Annotated in this window: 21 protein-coding genes; 7 read left to right on the top strand and 14 right to left on the bottom strand. The window is 37.1% G+C overall.

Translation table 11 applies throughout. From position 1 onward, the window contains the following. Window positions 1–16 precede the first annotated feature (16 nt). Window positions 17–1,390: an ATP-dependent RNA helicase DbpA gene (gene dbpA, locus ACPEH5_RS07955; RefSeq protein ID WP_048607997.1), complete on the bottom strand. Its 1,374-nt coding sequence runs from the start codon at window positions 1,388–1,390 to the stop codon at window positions 17–19. Between the two features lie 551 nt (window positions 1,391–1,941). On the opposite strand from dbpA, the gene ACPEH5_RS07950 reads away from it, so the two are divergent. From ACPEH5_RS07950 to ACPEH5_RS07930, 5 genes are read left to right on the top strand one after another with little or no spacing between them, the layout of a single operon-like run. Further along, window positions 1,942–3,087, top strand: a complete 1,146-nt coding sequence (locus ACPEH5_RS07950) for a trans-sulfuration enzyme family protein (protein WP_281110437.1) — start codon at window positions 1,942–1,944, stop codon at window positions 3,085–3,087. A gap of 40 nt (window positions 3,088–3,127) precedes the next feature. Next, window positions 3,128–4,552: a Na+/H+ antiporter NhaC family protein gene (locus ACPEH5_RS07945; RefSeq protein WP_042845248.1), complete on the top strand. Its 1,425-nt coding sequence runs from the start codon at window positions 3,128–3,130 to the stop codon at window positions 4,550–4,552. Window positions 4,553–4,567: 15 nt separating this feature from the next. Beyond that, the gene (locus ACPEH5_RS07940; RefSeq protein ID WP_281110436.1) at window positions 4,568–5,563 is read left to right on the top strand and encodes a D-cysteine desulfhydrase; all 996 of its coding nucleotides are present in this window, start codon (window positions 4,568–4,570) and stop codon (window positions 5,561–5,563) included. Between the two features lie 28 nt (window positions 5,564–5,591). Further along, window positions 5,592–6,734, top strand: a complete 1,143-nt coding sequence (locus ACPEH5_RS07935) for a trans-sulfuration enzyme family protein (RefSeq protein ID WP_129466241.1) — start codon at window positions 5,592–5,594, stop codon at window positions 6,732–6,734. Window positions 6,735–6,789: 55 nt separating this feature from the next. Further along, entirely contained in the window at window positions 6,790–7,134 is a 345-nt protein-coding gene (locus ACPEH5_RS07930; RefSeq protein ID WP_052219313.1) for a DUF3088 family protein, read from the top strand. Window positions 7,135–7,217: 83 nt separating this feature from the next. Here the strand turns inward: ACPEH5_RS07930 and dmsD are convergent, their stop codons facing one another. The 4 genes from dmsD to ACPEH5_RS07910 form a co-directional block, all read right to left on the bottom strand. Further along, complete coding sequence (gene dmsD, locus ACPEH5_RS07925) at window positions 7,218–7,835, bottom strand: Tat proofreading chaperone DmsD (RefSeq protein ID WP_166685697.1); 618 nt, start codon at window positions 7,833–7,835, stop codon at window positions 7,218–7,220. A 371-nt stretch (window positions 7,836–8,206) separates the two neighbouring features. Next, window positions 8,207–8,959: an energy transducer TonB gene (locus tag ACPEH5_RS07920; RefSeq protein WP_281110434.1), complete on the bottom strand. Its 753-nt coding sequence runs from the start codon at window positions 8,957–8,959 to the stop codon at window positions 8,207–8,209. Between the two features lie 358 nt (window positions 8,960–9,317). Beyond that, the gene (locus tag ACPEH5_RS07915; RefSeq protein WP_164975508.1) at window positions 9,318–9,485 is read right to left on the bottom strand and encodes a hypothetical protein; all 168 of its coding nucleotides are present in this window, start codon (window positions 9,483–9,485) and stop codon (window positions 9,318–9,320) included. A 33-nt stretch (window positions 9,486–9,518) separates the two neighbouring features. After that, on the bottom strand, window positions 9,519–9,989 hold the full coding sequence (locus tag ACPEH5_RS07910; RefSeq protein WP_264403654.1) for a multidrug/biocide efflux PACE transporter: 471 nt from the start codon (window positions 9,987–9,989) through the stop codon (window positions 9,519–9,521). A gap of 110 nt (window positions 9,990–10,099) precedes the next feature. On the opposite strand from ACPEH5_RS07910, the gene ACPEH5_RS07905 reads away from it, so the two are divergent. Then, entirely contained in the window at window positions 10,100–10,954 is an 855-nt protein-coding gene (locus ACPEH5_RS07905) for a LysR family transcriptional regulator (protein ID WP_042845235.1), read from the top strand. Window positions 10,955–11,143: 189 nt separating this feature from the next. Then, window positions 11,144–11,623: a DUF4822 domain-containing protein gene (locus ACPEH5_RS07900; RefSeq protein WP_071548305.1), complete on the top strand. Its 480-nt coding sequence runs from the start codon at window positions 11,144–11,146 to the stop codon at window positions 11,621–11,623. 60 nt (window positions 11,624–11,683) lie between these two features. Here ACPEH5_RS07900 and ACPEH5_RS07895 read toward each other — a convergent pair whose 3' ends face one another. The 9 genes from ACPEH5_RS07895 to nrfA form a co-directional block, all read right to left on the bottom strand. Further along, window positions 11,684–12,628, bottom strand: coding sequence for a phosphotransferase (locus tag ACPEH5_RS07895; RefSeq protein ID WP_281110433.1), 945 nt, complete (start codon window positions 12,626–12,628; stop codon window positions 11,684–11,686). Window positions 12,629–12,718: 90 nt separating this feature from the next. Continuing rightward, window positions 12,719–14,071, bottom strand: a complete 1,353-nt coding sequence (yegD, locus tag ACPEH5_RS07890) for a molecular chaperone (RefSeq protein ID WP_048607984.1) — start codon at window positions 14,069–14,071, stop codon at window positions 12,719–12,721. A 491-nt stretch (window positions 14,072–14,562) separates the two neighbouring features. Further along, complete coding sequence (locus ACPEH5_RS07885; protein WP_129466240.1) at window positions 14,563–14,961, bottom strand: hypothetical protein; 399 nt, start codon at window positions 14,959–14,961, stop codon at window positions 14,563–14,565. A gap of 322 nt (window positions 14,962–15,283) precedes the next feature. Further along, window positions 15,284–16,324 (bottom strand): heme lyase NrfEFG subunit NrfF, encoded by a 1,041-nt coding sequence (nrfF, locus tag ACPEH5_RS07880; RefSeq protein ID WP_042845226.1) that lies wholly within the window; start codon window positions 16,322–16,324, stop codon window positions 15,284–15,286. Then, complete coding sequence (locus tag ACPEH5_RS07875) at window positions 16,317–18,191, bottom strand: heme lyase CcmF/NrfE family subunit (RefSeq protein WP_206227037.1); 1,875 nt, start codon at window positions 18,189–18,191, stop codon at window positions 16,317–16,319. The genes nrfF and ACPEH5_RS07875 overlap by 8 nt, the downstream gene beginning before the upstream one ends. Before the next feature lie 24 nt (window positions 18,192–18,215). Next, on the bottom strand, window positions 18,216–19,172 hold the full coding sequence (gene nrfD, locus ACPEH5_RS07870; protein ID WP_206227039.1) for a cytochrome c nitrite reductase subunit NrfD: 957 nt from the start codon (window positions 19,170–19,172) through the stop codon (window positions 18,216–18,218). Next, window positions 19,169–19,840 (bottom strand): cytochrome c nitrite reductase Fe-S protein, encoded by a 672-nt coding sequence (nrfC, locus tag ACPEH5_RS07865; RefSeq protein ID WP_042845223.1) that lies wholly within the window; start codon window positions 19,838–19,840, stop codon window positions 19,169–19,171. The genes nrfD and nrfC overlap by 4 nt, the downstream gene beginning before the upstream one ends. After that, entirely contained in the window at window positions 19,837–20,406 is a 570-nt protein-coding gene (nrfB, locus tag ACPEH5_RS07860) for a cytochrome c nitrite reductase pentaheme subunit (RefSeq protein ID WP_042845222.1), read from the bottom strand. The genes nrfC and nrfB overlap by 4 nt, the downstream gene beginning before the upstream one ends. Before the next feature lie 47 nt (window positions 20,407–20,453). Continuing rightward, window positions 20,454–21,890, bottom strand: coding sequence for an ammonia-forming nitrite reductase cytochrome c552 subunit (gene nrfA, locus ACPEH5_RS07855; protein ID WP_042845221.1), 1,437 nt, complete (start codon window positions 21,888–21,890; stop codon window positions 20,454–20,456). Window positions 21,891–22,625 lie beyond the last annotated feature (735 nt).

Raw genomic sequence — 22,625 nt, 5'->3', positions numbered from 1 at the left:
CACAGATTGCCCAATATTATTTTAGTAACCTAACCTTAACCGCTTTGCCTTTAATTTTCCCTTGTTGTAATTGTTTCCATGCTTGTTGAGCAACAGAGCGTTTGACGGCAACATAGGCATGGGTAGGATGGATAACAATTTTACCAATATCATCGCTTACTAAACCGACATCACCAGTTAGTGCTCCTAAAATATCACCTGGGCGCATTTTGGCCTTTTTGCCGCCATCAATACACAATGTTGCCATTGTTGCTTCTAATGGTGTGATATGAAGCCCCTCAGGCTCAGCGTGCCAATTGAGCTTCATATTTAGCATTTCTTCGAGCACGTTAGCGCGTTGAGCTTCTTCAGGTGCACATAAGCTAATTGCTAGGCCGCTTTCCCCTGCTCTTGCAGTTCGGCCAATGCGGTGAATATGCACTTCTGGGTCCCATGACAATTCATAGTTAATCACCATTTCTAGTGCTTTGATATCTAACCCACGGGAAGCAACATCTGTTGCGACTAAAACGCGGCTACTGCTATTGGCAAAACGTATTAGAGTCTGGTCGCGGTCACGTTGTTCCATGTCACCATGTAGTACTAAAACACTCTGTTTACTCTCTGTTAGAGCGTCAAATACGGCTTGGCAATCTTTTTTAGTATTGCAAAAAATTACGCAGGATGCAGGTTGCTCACGGCTTAATAATTTTTGCAATAGGGCTATCTTCCCATGACGTGAAACTTCATAGAACTGTTGTTCGACAGCGGGTAATTCGTCAATGCTATTAATTTCAATAGCTTGTGGTTCGTGCTGGATTTGCTGACTGATACGTGCGATTTCATCTGGCCAAGTTGCTGAAAATAATAAGGTTTGACGATTCACTGGGGAGTAATCAATCACGGTTTCTATGTCAGGCATAAAACCCATATCTAACATTCTATCAGCTTCATCTAACACTAGAGTCTGCAAAGCATCTAACTGAACGGTTTCACGGTTTAAATGGTCAAGTAAACGGCCCGGCGTTGCGACAATGATATGTGCAGCATGGGCGAGGGAATCCCGTTGTATGCTAAATGGGACGCCACCACACAGGGTTAAAATCTTAATATTAGGAATTGCACGTGCTAGCCGACGTAGTTCGTTTGCCACTTGCTCTGCGAGTTCACGAGTAGGGCATAAGACTAATGATTGTGTTTTAAACAACTTAGCATCGATATGTTGCAATAACCCCAGACCGAACGCTGCGGTTTTGCCACTCCCCGTTTTAGCCTGTGCTCGAATATCTTTTCCGGCAAGGATTGGCGGAAGGGCGGCGGCTTGGATAGGGGTCATACTGAGATAACCTAATTCTTGTAGGTTAGAAAGTTGTTCAGCAGAAAGAGCGTTAAGGTCAGCAAATGAAGTCACTATAAAATCTCAAATAGAATAAAAGGCTAATGATGCTAATGATACTATCCTAGCGTTGCGCTGTCTGTTTTTAATTCTGAATACTTAACTAGAATAGTTAATCCAATGATCTATTTTAATTTTAAAGCAAAGAGAATAAAATTCTCTTAAACCCATGTTCAGTAGTATTGATAGAGGGGGAATAAGCAAATCCCCTAAGAAATAAGTTAAATTTATTTAAATATTGATACTGATTGATTACATGTGACACTGATATATTTAACTTCTCACATACATTTGTTGTTTATTTTTAATTGGTTATAGCTTCTTTGCCGCCTTTTTTCTATTCGTTAAGTGACTAAATAATAATATTGTGACGCTGAACTCATTTATTGTAATTATAGTAATTTATTGATTTTTAATGTTATTAAACTCAGTTTAGAAAAATTTTCTCTTAATTTGCAACATGTCATCAATTTTTAGAAAAAATTTTCTATTTCTCTGTGGCATATTCCTTTTAGCAACAAATATAAATATATCGTTCTTTATTTTACTATTACTGGGTTTAGATAATGACTAAGAATATCGCTACAATTTTAATTCATGGTGGAAAGCAGCAAGATGCAGTTAATCACGCTATTTTCCCTGCAATTACAACGGCCAGTACTTTTGTTCAACAAAGCTTAACAGATCATGGAGAATATTGTTATTCACGTTGTAGTAACCCAACACGTTATGCATATGAAACCTTACTAGCTGAAATTGAAGGTGGGGTTTATGCAACAGCAACCGCCTCAGGTGTTGCCGCTTCGAGCTTAGTATTAAACTTATTACCTAAAGATTCGCATATTATTGCGATGAAAGGGGTTTATGGTGGAACGTTTAGGTTATTTGAACGCGTCTCAACATTAAATTGTGGGCACCAAATAGACTATGTTGACCTTAATAATCTGGAAGAAGTTAAAGCAAAAATAAAAGAAAACACCCGTTTAATTTGGAAAGAAAGCCCAACAAACCCATTATTAGAATTAGTTGATATTAAAGCAATTTGTTCATTAGCTAAAAAGCATCATATTTTAACTTGTGTTGATAATACATTCGCTACGGCATGGAATCAAAAACCGTTGGAATTAGGTGCTGATTTAGTGATGCTATCGGCGAGTAAATATATAGGTGGCCACTCTGATTTAATTGGTGGTGCAGTGATTACTCAGAGTGATGAGCTAGCGAATCGTCTAGATTTTTTGAAAACCACACTAGGCGCGATTGCTTCTCCTTTTGATGCGTATCTAGCTTTACGTGGACTTAAAACATTAGCACTTCGCATGTCAGCACAATGCTGTAACGCAGAACAAGTTGCAAAATATTTATCTACACACCCAAAGGTTGAACAAGTTTATTACCCAGGGCTGTCTTCGCATCCACAATATGAACTATGTAAAAAACAAATGCGTACTGGTGGGGCGGTCGTCACGATTAAATTAAAAGGCGATATTGAAGATACAAAGTATTTCTTATCTAAAGTGAAGTACTTTGTATTAGCTGAGTCTCTTGGTGGTGTAGAAAGTATGGTGAATCATTCTGCAACTATGTCCCATGGCTCAATGACAAAAGAAGAAAGAGAGAGTATTGGTGTTTATGATACGACATTACGTTTATCTGTAGGCATTGAAGATATTACTGACTTATTAAATGATTTAGAAAACGCATTATCTTAATTTATTAAAATCACAATAAAATATAATAAGAGAGCATCTAATGAATGATTATGGGATTTGGACTATTGTCACGCCAATGGTGACAATACTTTTAGCCATTTTTACACGACAAGTTATATTATCATTATTACTGGGAATATTAGTCGGTTTTACCGTTATACATGATCACAATATATTATTAGGTGTGAATGGGACACTTGATGGGATTATTAATACGTTTGCTTCACCAGGGAATACAAAAACAATTCTATTTATGGTAATGATTGGCGGTATTATGCGACTGGTTGTTGTTACTGGGGGCGTAAAATCACTGGTTAGATTATTAACGAATAAAACAAAATTAATTAAAAATAAAAAAGCCGTTCAATTAATGGCGATGATTATAACCTCATTAATTTTTATCGAAAGTTCGATTAATCAATTAATCGCAGGGGCTTCAACTAAAACACTGGCTAAAAAATACGGCGTATCGCCTGAGAAAATGTCATATATTGTTCAAACATCCTGTGTTTCAGTTTGTTCTTCAGCCATGATTAACGGTTGGGGGGCGGCAATGATGGGGGTGATTGGCGTACAAATATCCAAAGGTTTCATCACAGGAGAACCATTTGAAATTTTAGCAAGCTCAATGGTATTTAATATCATGGCGTGGTTTTCTTTAGCATCAGTATTGTTTTATATCTTCTCTAATACATCTTGGGGGCCAATGAAAAAAGCCGATTTACGTGCGCAAGAACAGGCTTTGACAATGTTGGCGGCAGAAGAAACAGAACAGGATGATGAAGATATTATTGACCACCCTAACTGCCATACATCCCTTAATTTCTTTATTCCTATTCTATCTACAGTATTAATGGTACCTCTTGCGCTTTATATCACTGGTAATGGCGATTTTAGCAAAGGTAGTGGCTCAACTTCGGTATATTGGGGCGTCATGTTTGGAACTTTAGTTTCTTTTGTTTGGTTCTTAGCTCGTCGTGTATTGAACATTGAGACTTTTTTTAAAGAACTGTATATCGGCTATGCCAGCATGGTCAAAATTAGCTCTGTGATGATTTTGGCATTTTTAATGGGGACCGTATCTTCAGATTTAAATACCGGGGCCTATATTGCAGAAATTACATCAGGGGTTATTTCACCTGCATTTTCAATAGGGTTTATTTTCTTAATTAGTGCGGTGATGTCTCTTGCAACGGGAACATCATGGGGAACATTTGCCATTATGATCCCGATTGGCGTTCAACTAGGGATTTCCGTCGGTATGCCTATTGAATATATGATTGGTGCAGCTATTGCGGGTTCTATTTATGGCGATATGACTTCTCCAATATCCAGTGATGCGATTGTGGCTTCAATGGCAACGGATTGCGACCATATTGAACATATTCGTACTCAAATGCCTTATGCCACCGTAACAGCTGTCTTTGCGTTAATGGTTTATCTCTATTTAGGTTTTACTTATTAGCGGGATACGTTAAAAATGAATTTTCAAGAAAAAATCTCGGCTATTACCAAAATAGATTTACTTCATGGGGTAACTCCCTTAATGAAATTACATAATATTTCAGAGTATCTAGGCCGTGATATTTATATTAAACGTGATGACATGACCCCCCTTGCTATGGGGGGAAATAAACTTCGTAAATTAGAATATCTTTTTGCAGATGCATTGAGTAAAAAAGCCAAGGTTATCGTTACCGCGGGGGCTATTCAATCTAATCATGTTCGCCAAACAGCAGCTATTGCTGCAATGTATGGCTTACAGTGTGTTGCACTATTAGAAAACCCAATACGAAGCCATAATTCACTATTTTTGAATAATGGAAATAAGCTGCTAACCGACTTATTTAATGCGGATTGTTATTTTTGTGATGAACTGACAGACCCAAATACACAACTGCAGGAACTTATTGAAAAACTAAATTTGCAAGGTAGTTATATTATTCCTGTAGGTGGTTCAAACGTATTAGGGTCAATAGGTTATGTCAATTGTGCTTTAGAAATTGTGCAGCAAAAACCAAAAGAAATCGAGTTTGCGGCTGTAATTGTGGCCTCAGGGAGTGCTGGAACACATGCGGGGTTGGCAGTTGGTTTACAAGCGTTTTTACCACATACCCCAGTCATAGGGGTTACAGTTTCTCGCACGGTAGAACAACAAAAGCCTAAAGTTGAATATTTACTTAATCAACTTGCCGTGCAATTTAATCTTTCAGCATTACCTGAAATTAAATTATGGGATCAATATTTTGCCCCTTGTTATGGAATGCCTAATGATAAAGGCCAACAAGCAGTTGAACTATTGGCGAGAAAAGAAGGGATTTTACTTGACTCTGTTTATACAGGCAAAGCAATGGCAGGGTTAATTGATAATATTTTAAAAGAAACGATTGGTGGCAATCAGCCATTACTCTTTATTCATACTGGCGGTTCACCCGCTATGTTTGCTTACTCTGAAATTAATGTGGCAAATATTTAAATATACTTATTAATAATGCGATTTACTTATGAAAATTAATACCAAAGTTATACATGGTTACCCGATGACAGATAAATATACTGGAAGTTCGTCTATTCCGTTATATCAATCATCGACTTATTCTCAATCGGATATTGAAGAAAATTATTCCTATATTTATTCACGTTTTTCTAACCCTACTAGAGATGCATTAAGTGATGCTATCTGTGCGATTGAAAATGCCAAGTATGCTGAAATTTTTTCCTCCGGAATGGCAGCAATTAGTGCTATTTTGTTGAGTTTTAGCCATGGTGACCATATTGTTGCTTGCAAAAGTATTTATGGCGGGTCGTTTCAATTAATGACTGAATTTTTACCAAGATATGGTATTTCAGTGACATTTGTTGATGCAACAAACCCGCAAAATTATGCGGATGCAATTAAAAAGAATACCAAGGCTTTTTATATTGAAACTCCATCAAACCCAACATTACAGGTGACAGATTTAATCTCAGTGATCCGTATTGCAAAAGAAAAGCAACTCATCACAATTTGTGATAATACGTTTATGACACCGTTATTGTCTGATGTGATTTCATTAGGTATTGATTATTCGATTAATAGCGCTACAAAGTTTATTAATGGCCATAGCGATGTGATTTTAGGAACGGCAGCAACAAACAACCCCGAATATGCTAAATTGCTACATAAATCTGCGGTAGCTATTGGTAGTATTGCTGCACCTTTTGATAGCTGGTTAACCATGCGTGGGTTGAAATCGATGGCGATGCGAGTTGAAAGATCCAGTGAAAACGCACAAAAGCTTGCTGAATATTTGCATGAACATCCTAAAGTTGAGCAAGTATTTTATCCAGGTCTACCCTCTCATCCAAATTATGATATTCATATGCGGCAATCTAAAAATGGGGGAATGGTTGTTTCTTTTGATTTAGGCAGTTATGAGAATGTGAAATTATTTTTAGATACAATTCGCATACCATTAGTTGCCGTGAGTTTAGGGGGGATAGAATCTATCGTTTCTTATCCTAGGATCATGTCTCATGCTTGCATATCTGAAGAAGAACGCCTATTACAAGGTGTTACTGAAGGGCTTTTGCGTTTCTCATTAGGTTGTGAAGATATTGAAGACATTATTGCAGATGTTGATATTGCACTTGCTCAAATAAAGTAACAATAATGCCGAATAGTTTATTTTGGTTTACTCATCAGTTCAATTAGGTAACATTATGAAATGTAAGTTATATCTTTTAAATATGGGTTTTTCAGATAAAAATTATGAAGGTGAAGTATTTTATTGCCCTGATTGCACAATGTTAGAAGGCATTCTTGCTAAGAACACTAATTTAAGGGAATTTATTGATGTGGTCTATATTGGTTTTGAAAAACCTAGACAAGAACTGATCACTGTTATCGGGGATGTGAACCAATCTTTGCCTGTGTTGGTATTGCCTGAAGGGATTAGTTCGGTACATCAAACGGGGGTTTACAATAATACTGCTTATATTTCTGACTTGGACAAAATTATCCTGTTCTTAAATGATGCCTACCATATACCTAAAAAACACCCATAGTATAATAATAGCCCTAAATATACCCTGATTTAGGGCTATTATTCACACGTATTTATTTTCTATTCAAATAGCTATTGAAACAACTAAAGGTAAATTTCTTTATTTATCGGATTTAATTGGATAGCTTGCTGTATGTATTTTAAAGTTTCATTCGCTAATAGTGCAGTTGCTTCATAAAAAGCATGGCCACTTTGTAATTGCATTTTCTCTAAATAACGATAAGCCCAGGGTAACAAATGCATTTCTAGTAGGCCCCGTAATAGCTCGGGTTTATTTTCAACAACCCAAGCAGTGAGTAACAATAATAAACCAATATGATCTTCTGGTTCATTTTGATTTAATTCAATATTAATTTGGTTGTTGCGTAGCCAAGCCCTTAGTTCAAGGGTGGATATACCAAAAACATTATTTTCCTTATCAAGGTAAACAGAGCCCCAAGGTGGTACGGGAAGCGCATCAGGGCCAATAAATAAGCGCTGATAAGCTTCTTGTAATGTTTCTTGCTCATTTAAGCTATCTTGAAAGCGTTTATCAATACGTTGGCAATCATAGATATTATTGAAAGGCCACTCAGATTGCCATTCACTTGAGCTAAATAAGTGAATTAATTTATTTACACGGGCATCAGAAGGGTTATAACTAAATAATGCGCCAAGAGTTTGTGCGCAAAGTGAAAAATCCGCCAGTAGTTTTTGTTCCATATTGATCCACTTGATATATTGATTTCGCTTTTTAAGCCGATCGTAACCAAACATCAGGCTTTTGTCGATGATAACAAGAAATAAGCTTTTTCTCGTCCTATATAAACAGTATTAGGTAATGATTACCCCGCAATAGCCTTGGCAACAATCATCTGTAGCCTGTAGAGAATTTCACTACTGATTAGTTCATCATACACGATTAATAAAACAGCATTAGAAAGCCTATTCTCAACGGTTTTTTCATTTTTATGTATAGTAAAGCCAAACAGCTAAACCCAATGATAATCAGGCTGTTCACTATTCAATATATTGCAGGTATTAACAGCATAGTAACTCATATCACGATAGCGGGTTATTAGCTTTATTTAGCGTTAATTAAATTCAATATTAAGGGTAATTGATTGAGCAAAGCCCGCTGGTGGCTTACCTACTGAGCGGCTTTTTTGTACCGCTGTTAATGCGGCATTGTCTAATAATTCGTTTCCAGAACTACTCGCTAAGCGTACTAAACTAATTTCTCCCGTTTGGCTTAATTGGAACTGAACTGTGCTGACACCTCGACTTTTCATTTTTTTAGCTCTACGTGGATATTGTTTATTGCGTTCAATTTCTTGACGTAATTTTTCACGATAGGAACTTATTAATTGACTGTCTATATTACTAGGGGCTTGTAGTGTTTTGTGGCTTTTATTTCCCAAGGATAAGGACGTCACTTGACCACCTGCTTTTTGCTGTTGGGCAATTTCAGTGTGTAGAGGTGTTTTTTTCTCTACTGGCTTCTTAGGCGTCTCTGTATTTTTAACCATTGTAGATGTTGTTGGTTTAACCGGTTCTTTGACGGTTTTTTTTATTTCTTTTTGTTTTTTAGGGACGACAATAGTGGCTTTTTCCACCACAGTGTCTAACTTTATTTTACTAAGGATAGCGTGGGCTTGTGCTATTTCTTCAGGTTGAGTTTCTTGAGCGGCCTGAGTCAATGCAATAGAAATAACTGGAGCATCCTGCAACGCTTGGTTTTTCTGAGATTGAGATAATGATTGAGTCGTTATATAAATAAAATACCCGATAACTAAAATATGCAATGTTATCGACAGAATAAAAGTAAGTAGTTTTTGACTCATCATAAGACCTCGGTATTCTTTCAGTTAAAGCCAAAAAGGTAACGGCTAAACGTGTTTAAGATAAGTAATTGCTAACATTGCTTTAAGGTTATAAGGGGTAAAAGAATTCATTTGGTTATAAATCATAAGATAATATGATGTTTTATTTTATGTTAATGATTATCAATTGCAAATGCAAGTTATTGTCATTATCGTGAGGTACGTCGTGGTTTCTCAGTTTTATAGTGTCATTAAAGTAATTAACAGCAGATAAAGTGGGGATATTTATTTCTCTATTAAAACAAAAAGGCTTAGCAAATAACTAAACCTTGATGAAATGACTTATATGATAAATTATGACTGTTAATAGTATCTTATTATCTTATTTAGTTTTACTCCGGATTAAATGTTGTTCCATGGCATAAATTGTCGCAGAGGATTGGTTATTCTGTGTAAAACTAAGCGCTGCCACTGCTTTCTCATGGCTATCCATTTCTCCAAAGTTTTTTGCAATGATAGCTAATATCGGGTCACTATTTGACAAGGACACCGAACATGTTTCGTGTTCGGTGTCGTTGCTGAACTATGTACGTTTTATGGCTGGCTTAATCGAGTTTGATTGGTTTTCTTGGTTAGTAAACCAACGGTCACGCAAAATGTCATAGAGTAGGTTAAATGCATAAGTGTAAAATAAGAAAAAAGCAAAGAAGCCAATCTCAAGTAAAAATGCATCCCATAAAGTCATTTCTAGGAGTACTGCCAGTATCGGTAGGCCGAGGATCACAAAACTTAATTCGAAACCAACAGCATGGGCAATACGTACTTTAGTTGGGCGTAGCCCTTTAGAAAGAGGCCAGTAGAGGTCAAATAGCATGTTATAGAATAGGTTTAATAACATGGCGAGTGTCGATAATATAATCGCGACGGTACCCATTTGGAAAATTGAGCGTCCTAAAATCCATGCACTGACCGGAGCAGTTATCGCGATTGCGATGATTTCAAATGAAACTGCATGAAAAATTCGTTCAGTTAATGTTTTTGTCTGCTTGCTCATAACTACCTCAAATATATAGCTATCTAATATGTTATAAAAAAAACAGGTGCAATTATTTGCTATTTTATATATATATACAAAATGGCAGCCATCGGAAAAATCGATACCTTATGAACTATTCTATAGAAACATTGCGTACCTTTGTGGAAGCCGCTGCACTGAAATCGTTCTCTGCGGCAGCGAGAAAGCTTAATAAAAGCCAATCGACAGTGAGTACGACTATTAGTGGTTTTGAAGATGATATGGGATTTGCTTTATTTGATAGGCAAGGGCGTGAATCAACACTGACTTTTGCTGGAAGAAAGGTATTAAGTCTAGTTGAGGATATCTTATCAGCTGATGAACGATTACAAGCCTTGAGAGTTGAATTGTCACCTGATATTGAACCACGGTTAAGTTGTGCTTTTTCAGATATTTATCAACCTCCACACGCAGAGCATGTATTAACAATATTAGATAGACAATTTCCTCATATTGAATTTGAATTCTTAATAGCCGAAAACAATGATGTCATTGAAATGATCCAAAATCAGCAGGCTCATGTTGGCATGATGGAGTCACGAATCGAATATCCTGCTGATATTTCATTTTCACGTTTACCTGTTCAAGGGGAGCTAGGGTTGTATGTGTTAGCTAGCCATCCGTTAGCAAAAGAAAAACAAATTACCTATCAACATCTCACGACGACACGTCAACTACGGTTAAGTAGCAGCAGTGAAACCGTCATTAACAGCGAAAAAAACTGGCTGGCTCCCAATTATTTGTTGTTACTAGAAATGGCTGAACAAGGGACTGGCTGGGCAATACTACCCACTTGGTTAGTCAAGCAATTCGGTCATGGCCTATTGGTGAGCCTTAATTATGACCTATGGCCGCGTAAAATTAATGTAGATTTAGTGTGGTCTAAGCATAATCCACCAGGTAAAGCGGGATATTGGTTGATCAATAAATTGTTAAATAGTTAGGATTGAATATATTTATTCTAATTAATTTGTAATTGTTGGTATAACTGTAATTTATTTAGAACTCCTCCTCGTATGTAACAAAACATTTCCATGTAAATAAACGTAATAACATTATGATAATAAGTCTTATGTAGTTACCCTTAAGTTAAATCAAATGCTTGTTTGAGCTTGTTAGTTAAAGGAAATAAAATGAAAAGACTATTAGTACCTACATTATTTGCTGTTGTATCTACAATGTCATTTGGTATTCAAGCCGCTACGGCTCCAGCAGCAACGCAATCACAAAATGCTGAGCATAAATTAAATGCTTACGAAGAAATCATGGTTGGTAAAGTCTGGACAACAACGGAAGCTTTAGACCAAAACAAAAAAGAAGTCAGTGCCGATGATAAGCAAGTTTCTAACTTCTTTGGCTTAGCTGAATATTATCCAGATGGCACCTTTAATATGACTACATTTGATGGGAAACCAAAAATGAAAGGTGATTGGTCATTTGATGAGAATGGAAAAACCCGTTCATTAACTGCAAAAAATGATCAAGGGGAAGTGTTATTTACTCGTGTTGTAGAAAATGTCACTGTAACACCTGAAGAATATACTTATCGTATTTATCCAGAGCAAGATAACAAAGATAAGTACTTTGATATTGTACATAAAGTTAAAAAATAATTTTCTTATGGATGCCGCTTTGAGCGGCATCCATATTATCTAGCAACGTGCTGTTTTAAATTATAGCGTGTATTTTTTTAACAATTTTTCATCTAATATTAATGATAACAATGAAATAAATAAATTTCGTTGCCGTGTATTTTCCCATCCTTGTTCAAAATCAGACATTAACCAAATCACTTCATCTAAAAATAAATGTTTGATAGCTTGTTGCCAACAAGACTTTTCAAAAGGGGTAACTGTAATGAATTCAGAATAACCGAGTTTAAACAATTCCCATTCATCTACAGTAAAAATACGATTTGGTGCTGTTTCTAATACATTATGGAAAAGTAACAATGTTAAGGCTAAATCGAAAATCCTAGGAATATAAGTTGCATTATCGGGGTCTATAATAAAGGCTTGGTTGCACTCTAAATAAATTAAATTATCAGCTTTGTAGTCATAAGGCGTAGCAACAGCGGGTAAATTATTTTTTCTTAAAACCGATTGATTTTCAATAGTCTCTAGCATTAATCTTTTAAACTGATTTATATCTATAGCTAATTTATGCTTTATACAATGGTCATGTATGATATTGATATCATTGATTATATCGCTATCCTCAAGCTCATATTCATTATACTCACTGAGTTTTTCTTGATTATTGATAGAGGAAACCGAGTGTATTTTCCCCAGTAAACGGCCTGCTTCAATAATTTCATGTGTAGAAACGCTATATTTACTTCCTTTAATAAACGGATAGAGCACCCAAACATCATTATTTATTTCTTGTGGATTCGGGGTAACTACTGAAATTGGTGTGACAATATTTATTTTTTTATTATTTAAATTGGATAAATAGCTTGCTAATCTGTTGGCATCATCAATATTAGAGCAAGTCTGTTTTAGTACATAATCATGATTATTCTTATGTATTTTATATACTGGCGAATAAGGATAGATGCTTTCGATCTGACTAATATCTGTTAGCTTAAATTTTTTGAGAATATTATTAATTTTCATGTGACTACCAGCAACTGAAGAAGTAAGGTTAAAAGGCAATGTTAAACATTACCTTTTATTGTAAGTAGTCACTTAGAAAATAATGTGTTTTTATTTAAAACAGGTTTCAGCCCAGCGAGTTAGCCCTGCGGTAACGGAACCAAAATCATCTCCGCGTACGATAGGGATATTAGGCAATTCTTGGGAGATAGCTTGATGCAATATGGGTGAGCGAGCACTTCCCCCCGTAATGTAAATAGCATCAGGTTGCACTCCCCCTTGATTGACAGCCTCTTTAACTAGTTCAATCATTTTATTCTTTGGTGATTCTATTGATTCAATTAAATGCTCTCGTTGAATATTAACTTCAAGCGTTTCATTCAATAGCGCAATTTTAGCTAAATAATTAGCATCTTCAGATAAGGCAATTTTCGCCTCTTCAGCTTTACGGACAAGGCTATACCCAAGGGTTTCGTTATATACTTCTAGTAAGCGAGCCAATTTTTTAGGCTCTTTTGCTTCTTGTTTTAATCGAGTCAGCGCTGAAAGGTTTTGCCGCGAATAAAATTCTTTTTGGGCTTCAACATTATTTATCGCAATTGGGTTCCAAAACTGTAAAAATGGCATTTTAATACCTGAAAGCGACTGGCTTTCCATCCCAAAAAGTTGCATCAATTGTTTTAGCGCAATATAGATATCAAGATCATTTCCGCCCACTCTTTGGCCACTATGGGCTAATAAGGAAGGGGTTCTATCTTGTGCGGTTCGGTAACTTGGCCCCATTTGAATTAATGAGCAATCAGTTGTTCCGCCACCAATATCAACAACTAGGATTATTTGGTCACTATTTAAAGTTGATTCATATTCAAGGCCAGCAGCGACAGGTTCAAATTGAAATGTAATATGATGAAAGCCTGCACGTTTTGCGGCACGATATAATATGGATTCTGCTTGCTGGTTAGCTAATTCTCCACCGCGACCATGGAAGTTAATTGGCCGTCCAATCACTGTATCGTCTATAACTTGTTGTAAGGTATGTTCAGCAGTATCTTTGATATTTTTCATCATGGCGCAAACAAGGTCTTCGAAAAAACTAATTTGTGTTTCATGAAGCCCGGAAGCGCCTAAAAACGACTTAGGTGATTTTACATAATAAACATCTCTTGGGTCACTTAAATATAAATCTAAGGCAGCTTGCCCGAAAACAATATCTTCAGGCATTAAATCGACCCCTTCATCTTGATTAAAAGTTATCGACCTTCTTAATATTTGCTGCCCAATTTCATCTGAAGGTGTGATTTTGCAATGACGAAATAGGTGTTCAGATACAGATTCTCTTGTTGGCGCACACAGTGTTGATGGAATATATTTACTATGGCCCTCTAATGGTAATAGTGTCGGTATTCCGTCCTTCATGATTGCGACAGCGCAGTTGGATGTACCGTAATCAAAGCCTATAAACATCTCGCCTCCAAAATAGTAACCTTGAAAAAAAAGGGTTGTGACTTTATATCAAGCAATCAAGAATTACTACCAAAATAGCTAGTTAATTTAACGTTGCAAGATTAGAAAATGATAAGATAGGCATGACTTCGCTTTTCTCAAAGTCAGTTGTGTGATTAAGGTTATGGAACTATTTTTAACCTTTCTTAAGCAGATGTATGCACTATAGTATATGGAGGTAGATAGAAAATTAACATATAGTGCTCATCTTAATTCTAACTTATCTTGAATGCAGAAATAAACAAGTTGAGAATATGAGAATATTGCTTGTGCTGGTTTATTCGACCATTTATTATATTTTTATTATATGTAATTGAATCAATATAAAAACAACATACTTTATTTCGTTTGAAATGTGTAGGATTGAGTGATGGTTTTAGACGTAATTTAAATATTATTTTTATATTATTAATGTGTTAAATTTAACCTTGATTGTATTTTTATCCGGTGGATTAATTATTACAATATTTACCCCATATTATATTAAAATTATCATTAGGGAACTCTTTGTCTTTATCATCAATAATTGGGATAGAGACAACATTACGACCATCGTCATGACGATATGTTTTGACGATAAAACGTTTAAATGAATATGGTGTTTGACTGGTAAAAATGAGTACTTCTCCACAAACATAACCTAACATTCCGTGGTCAAGAGTTTCTCTTATCTCATGATATTTAACATTTTTATACTCTGCTGTTTTAGGGTCAACTAAAAAATCCTCAACTGCTTTTTGTGATTTTTCAATAATATCTAGATCAGGTGTATAGTTACTCGCGACACCGCCAATAAAGGACGCGCCAGCAATAAGGCCAACAACCAAGAATGAAAATATTTTATTTTTCATGTTTTTTATTTCTTATGTGATTGTTTTACATTCCTAAAATTACATCGTAAAAGAAAAATGTTTAATCGTATATAAGTAAGATTAAGAGAGTTAATTTTACTTACGTTATTATACACAGGTTTAATTTTAGGAGTTTAATATAGCGAATGTAGCATAAAATTATTTAATGTAATATAGAGATGAAATAATGATGAGCAGTAAGAAACGAAAAATTACATATTAAAATGAATTGACATTAATTAGGGGGGTATATTTGTTACTATAGTGATAATTTAGTATGTATTAACACTTAATGTAAAGATATTAATTTTATATATTTTAATTATTTTTTATTTCCCATTATTTTTGCCATATGGATGGCTTCAATTAGTTGTGAACGATTAATACGGGAGCTATTGCTATCTAATAGTTTTTGCCAAATATCAATTGCTTGCTCGTAATTTGCATTCATAAATGCATCAGAAGCAACTAGCATTAAGGCTGTGACCTCATTGTTATCAAGAGCTAGGGCTTTATTAATTACAGCATGGGCATCTGGAGTCAGGTGCTGCCCTGCTTGATAATATAATACAGTTGCAATTGCGGAGTATATTTGTGCATTCTCATCGCCATATTTTAGTGCTCGATAATAAGCGATTAGTGCGTTGTCATAGCTGTTTTGATATAAATAATATTCACCAAGTGTTGCCCATAGTTCACTATTTTCAGGTGACTGACGAATATCATTTTGTAAACGTAACAAGTCATTTTGTTCTTGTTGTAACGGAGTGAATGATAAAAGAGGATCAGATATACGTAAATATTCGCGATACGTCAGTTCAAAGCGGGGTATAAAGAAATAACCAATAATGGCGAAGAATAATACAATGATAAACACCGTGTTTCGTTTCTGTTGAGAAGGAGATTCATCAGTCACGGAGACTAAAAGTTGTTTTGTAGTTTGGGTTACTTCGGCGCTATCATGGCGATAATGATATTTTTGTCGGCGAGTTAAGTAGAATGTTAAACTTAAAATCCCCGCCAGAGCAATGATGGGCAATCCCCATAATAAAGCAGTTCCTAGCGTTAGCGGTGGGTTATAAAGAACAAACTCACCATATCTATCAGTCATATATTGTTGGATTTGGCTCTTATTTTTACCTTCAGCTACCATTTTGAATACTTGATGCCGCATACTGACCGCAGTAGGGGCATTTGACTCTAATAAATTTTGATTTTGACATTGTGGGCAACGTAGTGATGAGGCAATTTGCAAAGAATAGTCTTGTTCTTCCTGCGAATTAAATTGCCACACGTCTACAATTTGTGCTTTAGCCATAAACGAAGCAAATAAGAAAATGAAAGTGACTAAAGCTTTATTCATGCTTTGTTCTTCCTTTTACCCAACCAATTAGCAGCCCAAAACACATAAATAACGCACCTCCCCAAATCCATTGAATGCCATCTTGCACATAAAAGCGTATTGCGTAGCTATTTGCACCTGTTTTCTCCCCTAAAACAGCATACCAATTACGTACCCAGCCCCAATAGGTTCCTGGTTCAATCATTAATTGCTGACGTGCCGTATAAAAACGGCGTTCAGTAATTAATTGGTGTAAGGGGTGGTTGGCTTGGGCAACTTGTATAACGGCTTTTTCAGTTGTGTAATTCCCCTTAGCAAGGAGTTTAAGCTGTTTAAATTGGAACTGATAATCTGCTAAAGAAACAGACTGCCCAATGGAAAGGTTGACACTAATTTCTTGCCGGCTACCAACGGAAAGGGCAATACCCGCAGCAAAAATAATTACCCCAGTATGGGCAAGAAGAGAGGGTAATTGTTGGTTAATTACACGAATTGGACGTAACCAAAAAATGCATAAAATAGCCATTAAAAACCCACACGAAATGGCGATAATTATTCCGTGTGACCATAGAACAATACTGAGTAATGTACTGAGGAGCAATATAACCGGAAATCGCCATTGGGTGATGAAAGGGATTTTCTTCGGTAGATTAAGCACGCTTAATGCCATAATAAGTAACATTAAAATGCCGAATGGGAGTAATGCTTGATTAAAATATGGCGCACCAACAGAAATTTTCCCCCAACCAAAGAGGGCATAAATCATTGGATAAAGCGTACCAGTAAGAACAATAAATAATACTGTAGCAAATAGGACTAATGTTAATAATAAGTAAGTATCACGTTTATTCACCTTAGCGGTTTTACTTTCTACATTTTTTGCTTTCCAGCCATAAATAAACAAAGCGATAAAGCTTAAGATACTAAATAGTAAAAATAGGGGAACGGCTCTCACATTATCAAGGGCAAAAGCATGTACAGACATTAAAATGCCAGAGCGTACAATTAATGTACCCAATAAAGATAAGATGAAGGTAAGAATGGCAAGTAATATTGACCAGTGCCGATATCCTTCAGTTTTCCTCGATGCGGATAAGCTATGAAGCAGGGCAGTGGCACTTAGCCAAGGAAGTAGTGATGCATTTTCAACAGGGTCCCAAAACCACCAACCCCCCCAGCCTAATTCGTTATATGCCCACCATGAACCCAGCGTAATTCCGAGAGTCAGTATACACCAACTTGGTACGGTGAAACGCCAACACAACCAAGCCGTGATTTGATTAAATTGGCCTGTGAGTATTGATGCGAGAATTAAGGCGGTCACAACCATTAACCCACTATAGCCTAAATACAGCAATGGAGGATGTAAAATAAGCCCCCAATGCTGCAACATTGGGTTGAGATCACGCCCTTCAATTGCGGGTGGGAAAATCCGCTCAAAAGGGTCGGAATAAAAAATAATGAACCATAATAAAGCGCCACTGATCATGGCAAGAAAGGTTAATGTCAGTGGGAAGACAAGATGATTTTGCTGGCGATAGCGCCAAGCAAATAATGCGCTCCAAGCCGATATAAACAGTAACCAAAGGAAAATTGACCCTTCATGTCCTCCCCATACTGCGGCAATCTTGATATATAAAGGGGATAAACGATGACTATGTTGTGCAACATATACTACGGAAAAGTCACTTTGGATAAAGCTGATGGTCAAACAAATATAGGCAGTAAGTAGCAGAAAAAACTGTGAATAAGTCCAAAGCACGTTCTGAGGCATTTGCCTCGGAACGTGTTGGATGAGACCAATAACTCCACTCAAAGCCTGAAAGCTAGCGATACATAAAGCCAATACAAGGCAGAGAAAGCCGATTTCAGGGAGTATTAGTTCCAATTATCACCTTTATGATTGAATGAGTTATGCAACTGTTAATTGCCCCGCATATAACACAAAAAAGCGTAAGCAAAATACACCTAATAAGCTGGCACCACTGATAATCAACACTCGAGATGCCCCTAGTCCTTTATCAGCCCATTTTTTTAATGCTAAAGGAATAATGAAGCCGAAACCGACGACACCAATCCAGAACCAAGTGGTCCAGAAACCGCCACCCAGCGCCGCAGTTAAGGAACGTATCTTCCCGTCATCGCCAAGTGCTAACCCAACAAAAAATGCAGCTAATAGGAATATTTCTAACCAAATCACATAGCCTTCAACTTTATGTAGAAATGCACTTTCAGGGTTATGAACATTTTTACGATAACGTAGGGCGATAGCAATTAGCGCGACTGCGATCCCCGACGATATCCCTGAAAATAGGAATAAAGCGGGTAAAATCGGGTTATTTAAGAAAGGGTACGATTTTAGCGCTGAGAGTAAAAAGCCAGTATAGGCTCCAAGTAGTACCGCGAGTACTAACATGATGATATCGAAAAAGCGTACAACGCGATTAAATAAGCTTAATATACGAGGAACAAAACTGAATTTAGGGAGCCACTTTTGTTGTAATGTAATCACCTCTTTTTCATATATTTTTGCTAACCAAATAACCAGAACTACCATATATAGCTGAAATAGCATGACCCCCATCGACATCACTGAAGTTAGGCTGTAGTGGAACATCAGTTTCCAAAACGTCCACGGACGAGTTAAGTGGAGGATCAAAATCAGTAGCCCAAATATGATGGTTGTTGGCGCAAGTATCAGTGTCGTTCTCATTAGAGTACTGTCACTGCCTGCCGCTTTGGGGTAATACTGACGTAGTAATACCGCCAGTACGACTAGCCCTGCCGAAATACCAATTAGGAATAGATAAACAGCAATTGGCCAATCCCAAACGAGAGATTCAAAATGGAAAGCTGAAGCTGTTGTCATTGGCTAACCTCCCCATATTTGAAGGGAACTCGATACATTTTGGGGTGTGTGCCGAGCGCTATTTTGAACCGGTATGTTGGTTTTTCTTTTAGCATTAACGAAATATCGCTATTAGGATCATCTAAATTACCAAATGTCAGTGCTTTGGTTGGGCAAGACTCGACACAAGCGGGTTGTTTACCCTTTTTTAGATTGGTTTTACGACAAAAATCGCATTTATCGGCGGTTTTACTCACGGGGTGAATAAACCTGACACGGTAAGGACAGGCTGCAATACAATATTGACAACCTACGCATAAGTCAGGGTTTACATCCACAATTCCAGTTGTTTTATCGATAAAAGAGGCCCCTGTAGGGCATACATCAACACAAGGGGCGCTCTCACAATGTTGGCAGGAATGGCGAAAAAAACGATATTTAACATCAGGAAACTGACCAATAGGTTCACTACGAATAATCGTTAACCGAGAAACACCTTCGGGGACTTGGTTAACTTCTCTACACGCATCCATACACGCCGTACAGCCGATACACAAGTTTTCATCGTGGATCATGCCGTAGCGAACCCCGTCTATTTTCATTGTATTCGCTAGAGTATGACTCGCTATCCCTCCCACCGCCGCCAGTGCGCCTGAGTAGATGATGAATTGACGACGAGAACAACTCATGGTTGCTCCTTACGCAATTTTACCGCTGCTGGGTTAAAGTCAGGGTTATTGCGTTGATCAGAGTGGCAGTCGACACAAATTTTCACTTTCCCTTTATCTGTCAGTACCTTCATAGTGTCTTGTTTAGGATGAAGGTCATGGCAGCTAGCACAGGCTACTTTGGTGACGTGGACATCATGTGGCCAAAACGCTTTTTGTAGCTGTTCGGGTAAGTGACAGGACAAACACACACTATTTTGCTGTTCCACACCGTACATTGGGTCGTTAAAACGCATAACATCTTTAACGCCTTCACGGTGTTTTGGTCCAGGATTCCCGTGACAATTGGTACAAGTTACCGGTAAGTTATTATTGGGGTTAATAACTTCTGCGTGCGTGCCGTGCATGCCTTCTTTGTCAGGTTTATGGCAGTCGATGCAAGCGCTATCTGCGCTACGCTGCGGTGTAACAACCCAACGGCCTTCTGCATTTTCTTGTGCAATCTGAGGTGTCGCGGATGCAGCCGCTGCCCATAATAAGCCTGTTGCCAGCACCCCAGCAGTTAATAACGAACGTAGTACGCTCATATTCACTCCATTGGTTAAATCGCCCTTAGGTTGCGGGCGAATCTAGTTTATTTGGCTAATAGGTTATTTTTACGAGCTTGGTCATCCCACTGTGGCACGACTGTTTTTAAGAACTCTTGTTTTTCTGCATTAATTTTTTGCATATCTAAACCAATAGCTTGCTGTGCTTTTTCTTTAGTCGAAATATCGGGAATAGCTATTTCATGGGTGATCCCTTTCGAACCTAGCAAGCGAGCTAATTTAGTCCGTGCATCCGCAGCCTTATCCATCGCGCCACCTAACATACGCAAACCTTCATCTGGTGCGTGCATATGAATACCGTGAGAGGCAATAGATAAATCCCAGCGCCATTGCGCATGACGAATATCGGTTAAAATTGGTTTCATTTCATCTTCGGTTGCACCTGCATCCCAAGCTGCTTTTGCTTCAAAGTGAGCACGAACTAACTGGTCTTCAACTTTGATTTTCATTTCTTGGATAGCGTGTTTACGTTCAGCGACAACATCTTGCAGTTGTTGTTTACTTTGAGTATGGCAAGTACTACAGGTTTGTTCGAAATTATCGAATGGGTTACCGATTTTATGACTGGTATACAGCTCACCTTTGTCGTTTTGCAGTTTAGGCATATGGCAGTCAATACAGGTCACATTATTTTTACCATGAATACCCGCACTCCAGGTTTCATACTCAGGGTGCTGTGCTTTTAACATGGGGGCTTTTGATAAGGAGTTTGTCCAATCAGAAAAACCGATATTATCGTAGTAAACTTCCATATCCTCGACTTTTGTCCCGTTATCCCATGGGAATTTCACTGATTTTTTATCGCCAGAGAAATAATACTCAACGTGACATTGACCACAGACCATGGATTGCTGGTCGAAGCGACTGGCTGTAGCAAATGGTTTACCAATGGCTTCCATTGCCCGTTCTGCATATGGGCGTGAGAGAGTTAACTCCGGTTTGCCTTTAGCAAAATCGGGTGAATCTGTTTTGTGGCAGTCGGCACAACCTAAAACATTCACAACTTCAGGACCGCCTTTTGCCCATTTGCCTTCAAAGTAGCCATCTTCGCCATGTTCTTGGATTAACCTAGCAACATCTGGGCTTTTACAGCTCCAGCATGCCATAGGCAATGGGCCATCTTGAGCATCTTTTGGCGCACCAGTTCGTAACGTTTCACGAACGTCGATAATTGCATAAGCATGGCCTCGTGGCTTGTTATAGTCACGAGAGAATGGGTATCCTGCCCAAAGTACCACTAAGCGAGGATCTTCAGCGAGCGCATCTTCGCGGTTGGATTGCTCTGAAGTTGCTCTCCATGAATGGTATTGATCTGGGTGAGCCGCCTCGAAAGTTTCATTTCGAGCATTAATAGTGGAAGTCGTATCTTTAGTGGTAGGGGTTTGTGCATGCACAGAGGTAAATAGAAATATTCCTGCCACCAAACTCAATAAGTATAGTGCATTATTTCTTATGTTTGCCATAAAGGGCCTCGAGTAATGTTAGCCAGCCATCCCTTCATTGTTCGAGTTGTTTTTTTTCATGTAGCCTGTAACTCGGACGAATTTGGATATATTTTTGTTATATAAGTTTGATAGTAAGCGCACAGATGCTATCAAGACATTGCCAGCTTATATGTGTAACAAAAAACCACACTAAAAATATTGTTTTTGATCAAAAGATAATTTGTATTAAAGGAATAGAATGCAGAGAAATAATAAAAATGAGGTACTGTTAAATCTGATATAGTTATTAGTCACTAGTTTTCAAACTGTTTTAAATGAAATGGATCGTAATGATTCTTATTTTTTAAAATAAAATTAATTTTAATTTAATTTGTTGATTTTATGTGTTTTTTTAAATTTTATTTACTCTTGTATTATTTTTATAATAAAAGAGTAAAAGTAAAATGTGCGTAATATCAAAAATATTGCATATATTTTTTTGCAAAATGACATTGCATATACCACTTTAGTAGTAGTTTTTGGTGTTAATTTAAACCCATAACATTAAAAGTTAGGTTTAATTTAAAAAATCATATTGAATGATTGTTAAAAAATAATTAAAAAATTGTCTTAATTACCTCTTTTGGCTCTATTTTGAAGGTCAATCCCATCAATAAAACCAATGTCATCATTTTAGGGCGTAAGTCGTGTTATTACTCCTGTTACCTCCTAGGTAGTATGTATTTTTATAACCTCTCTCGTTAATATTTCTCA

Source organism: Providencia sp. NPDC089933 (genome assembly GCF_049545585.1).
Lineage (GTDB): Bacteria > Pseudomonadota > Gammaproteobacteria > Enterobacterales > Enterobacteriaceae > Providencia > Providencia huashanensis.
This window is presented reverse-complemented; position numbering and strand designations above follow the sequence as displayed.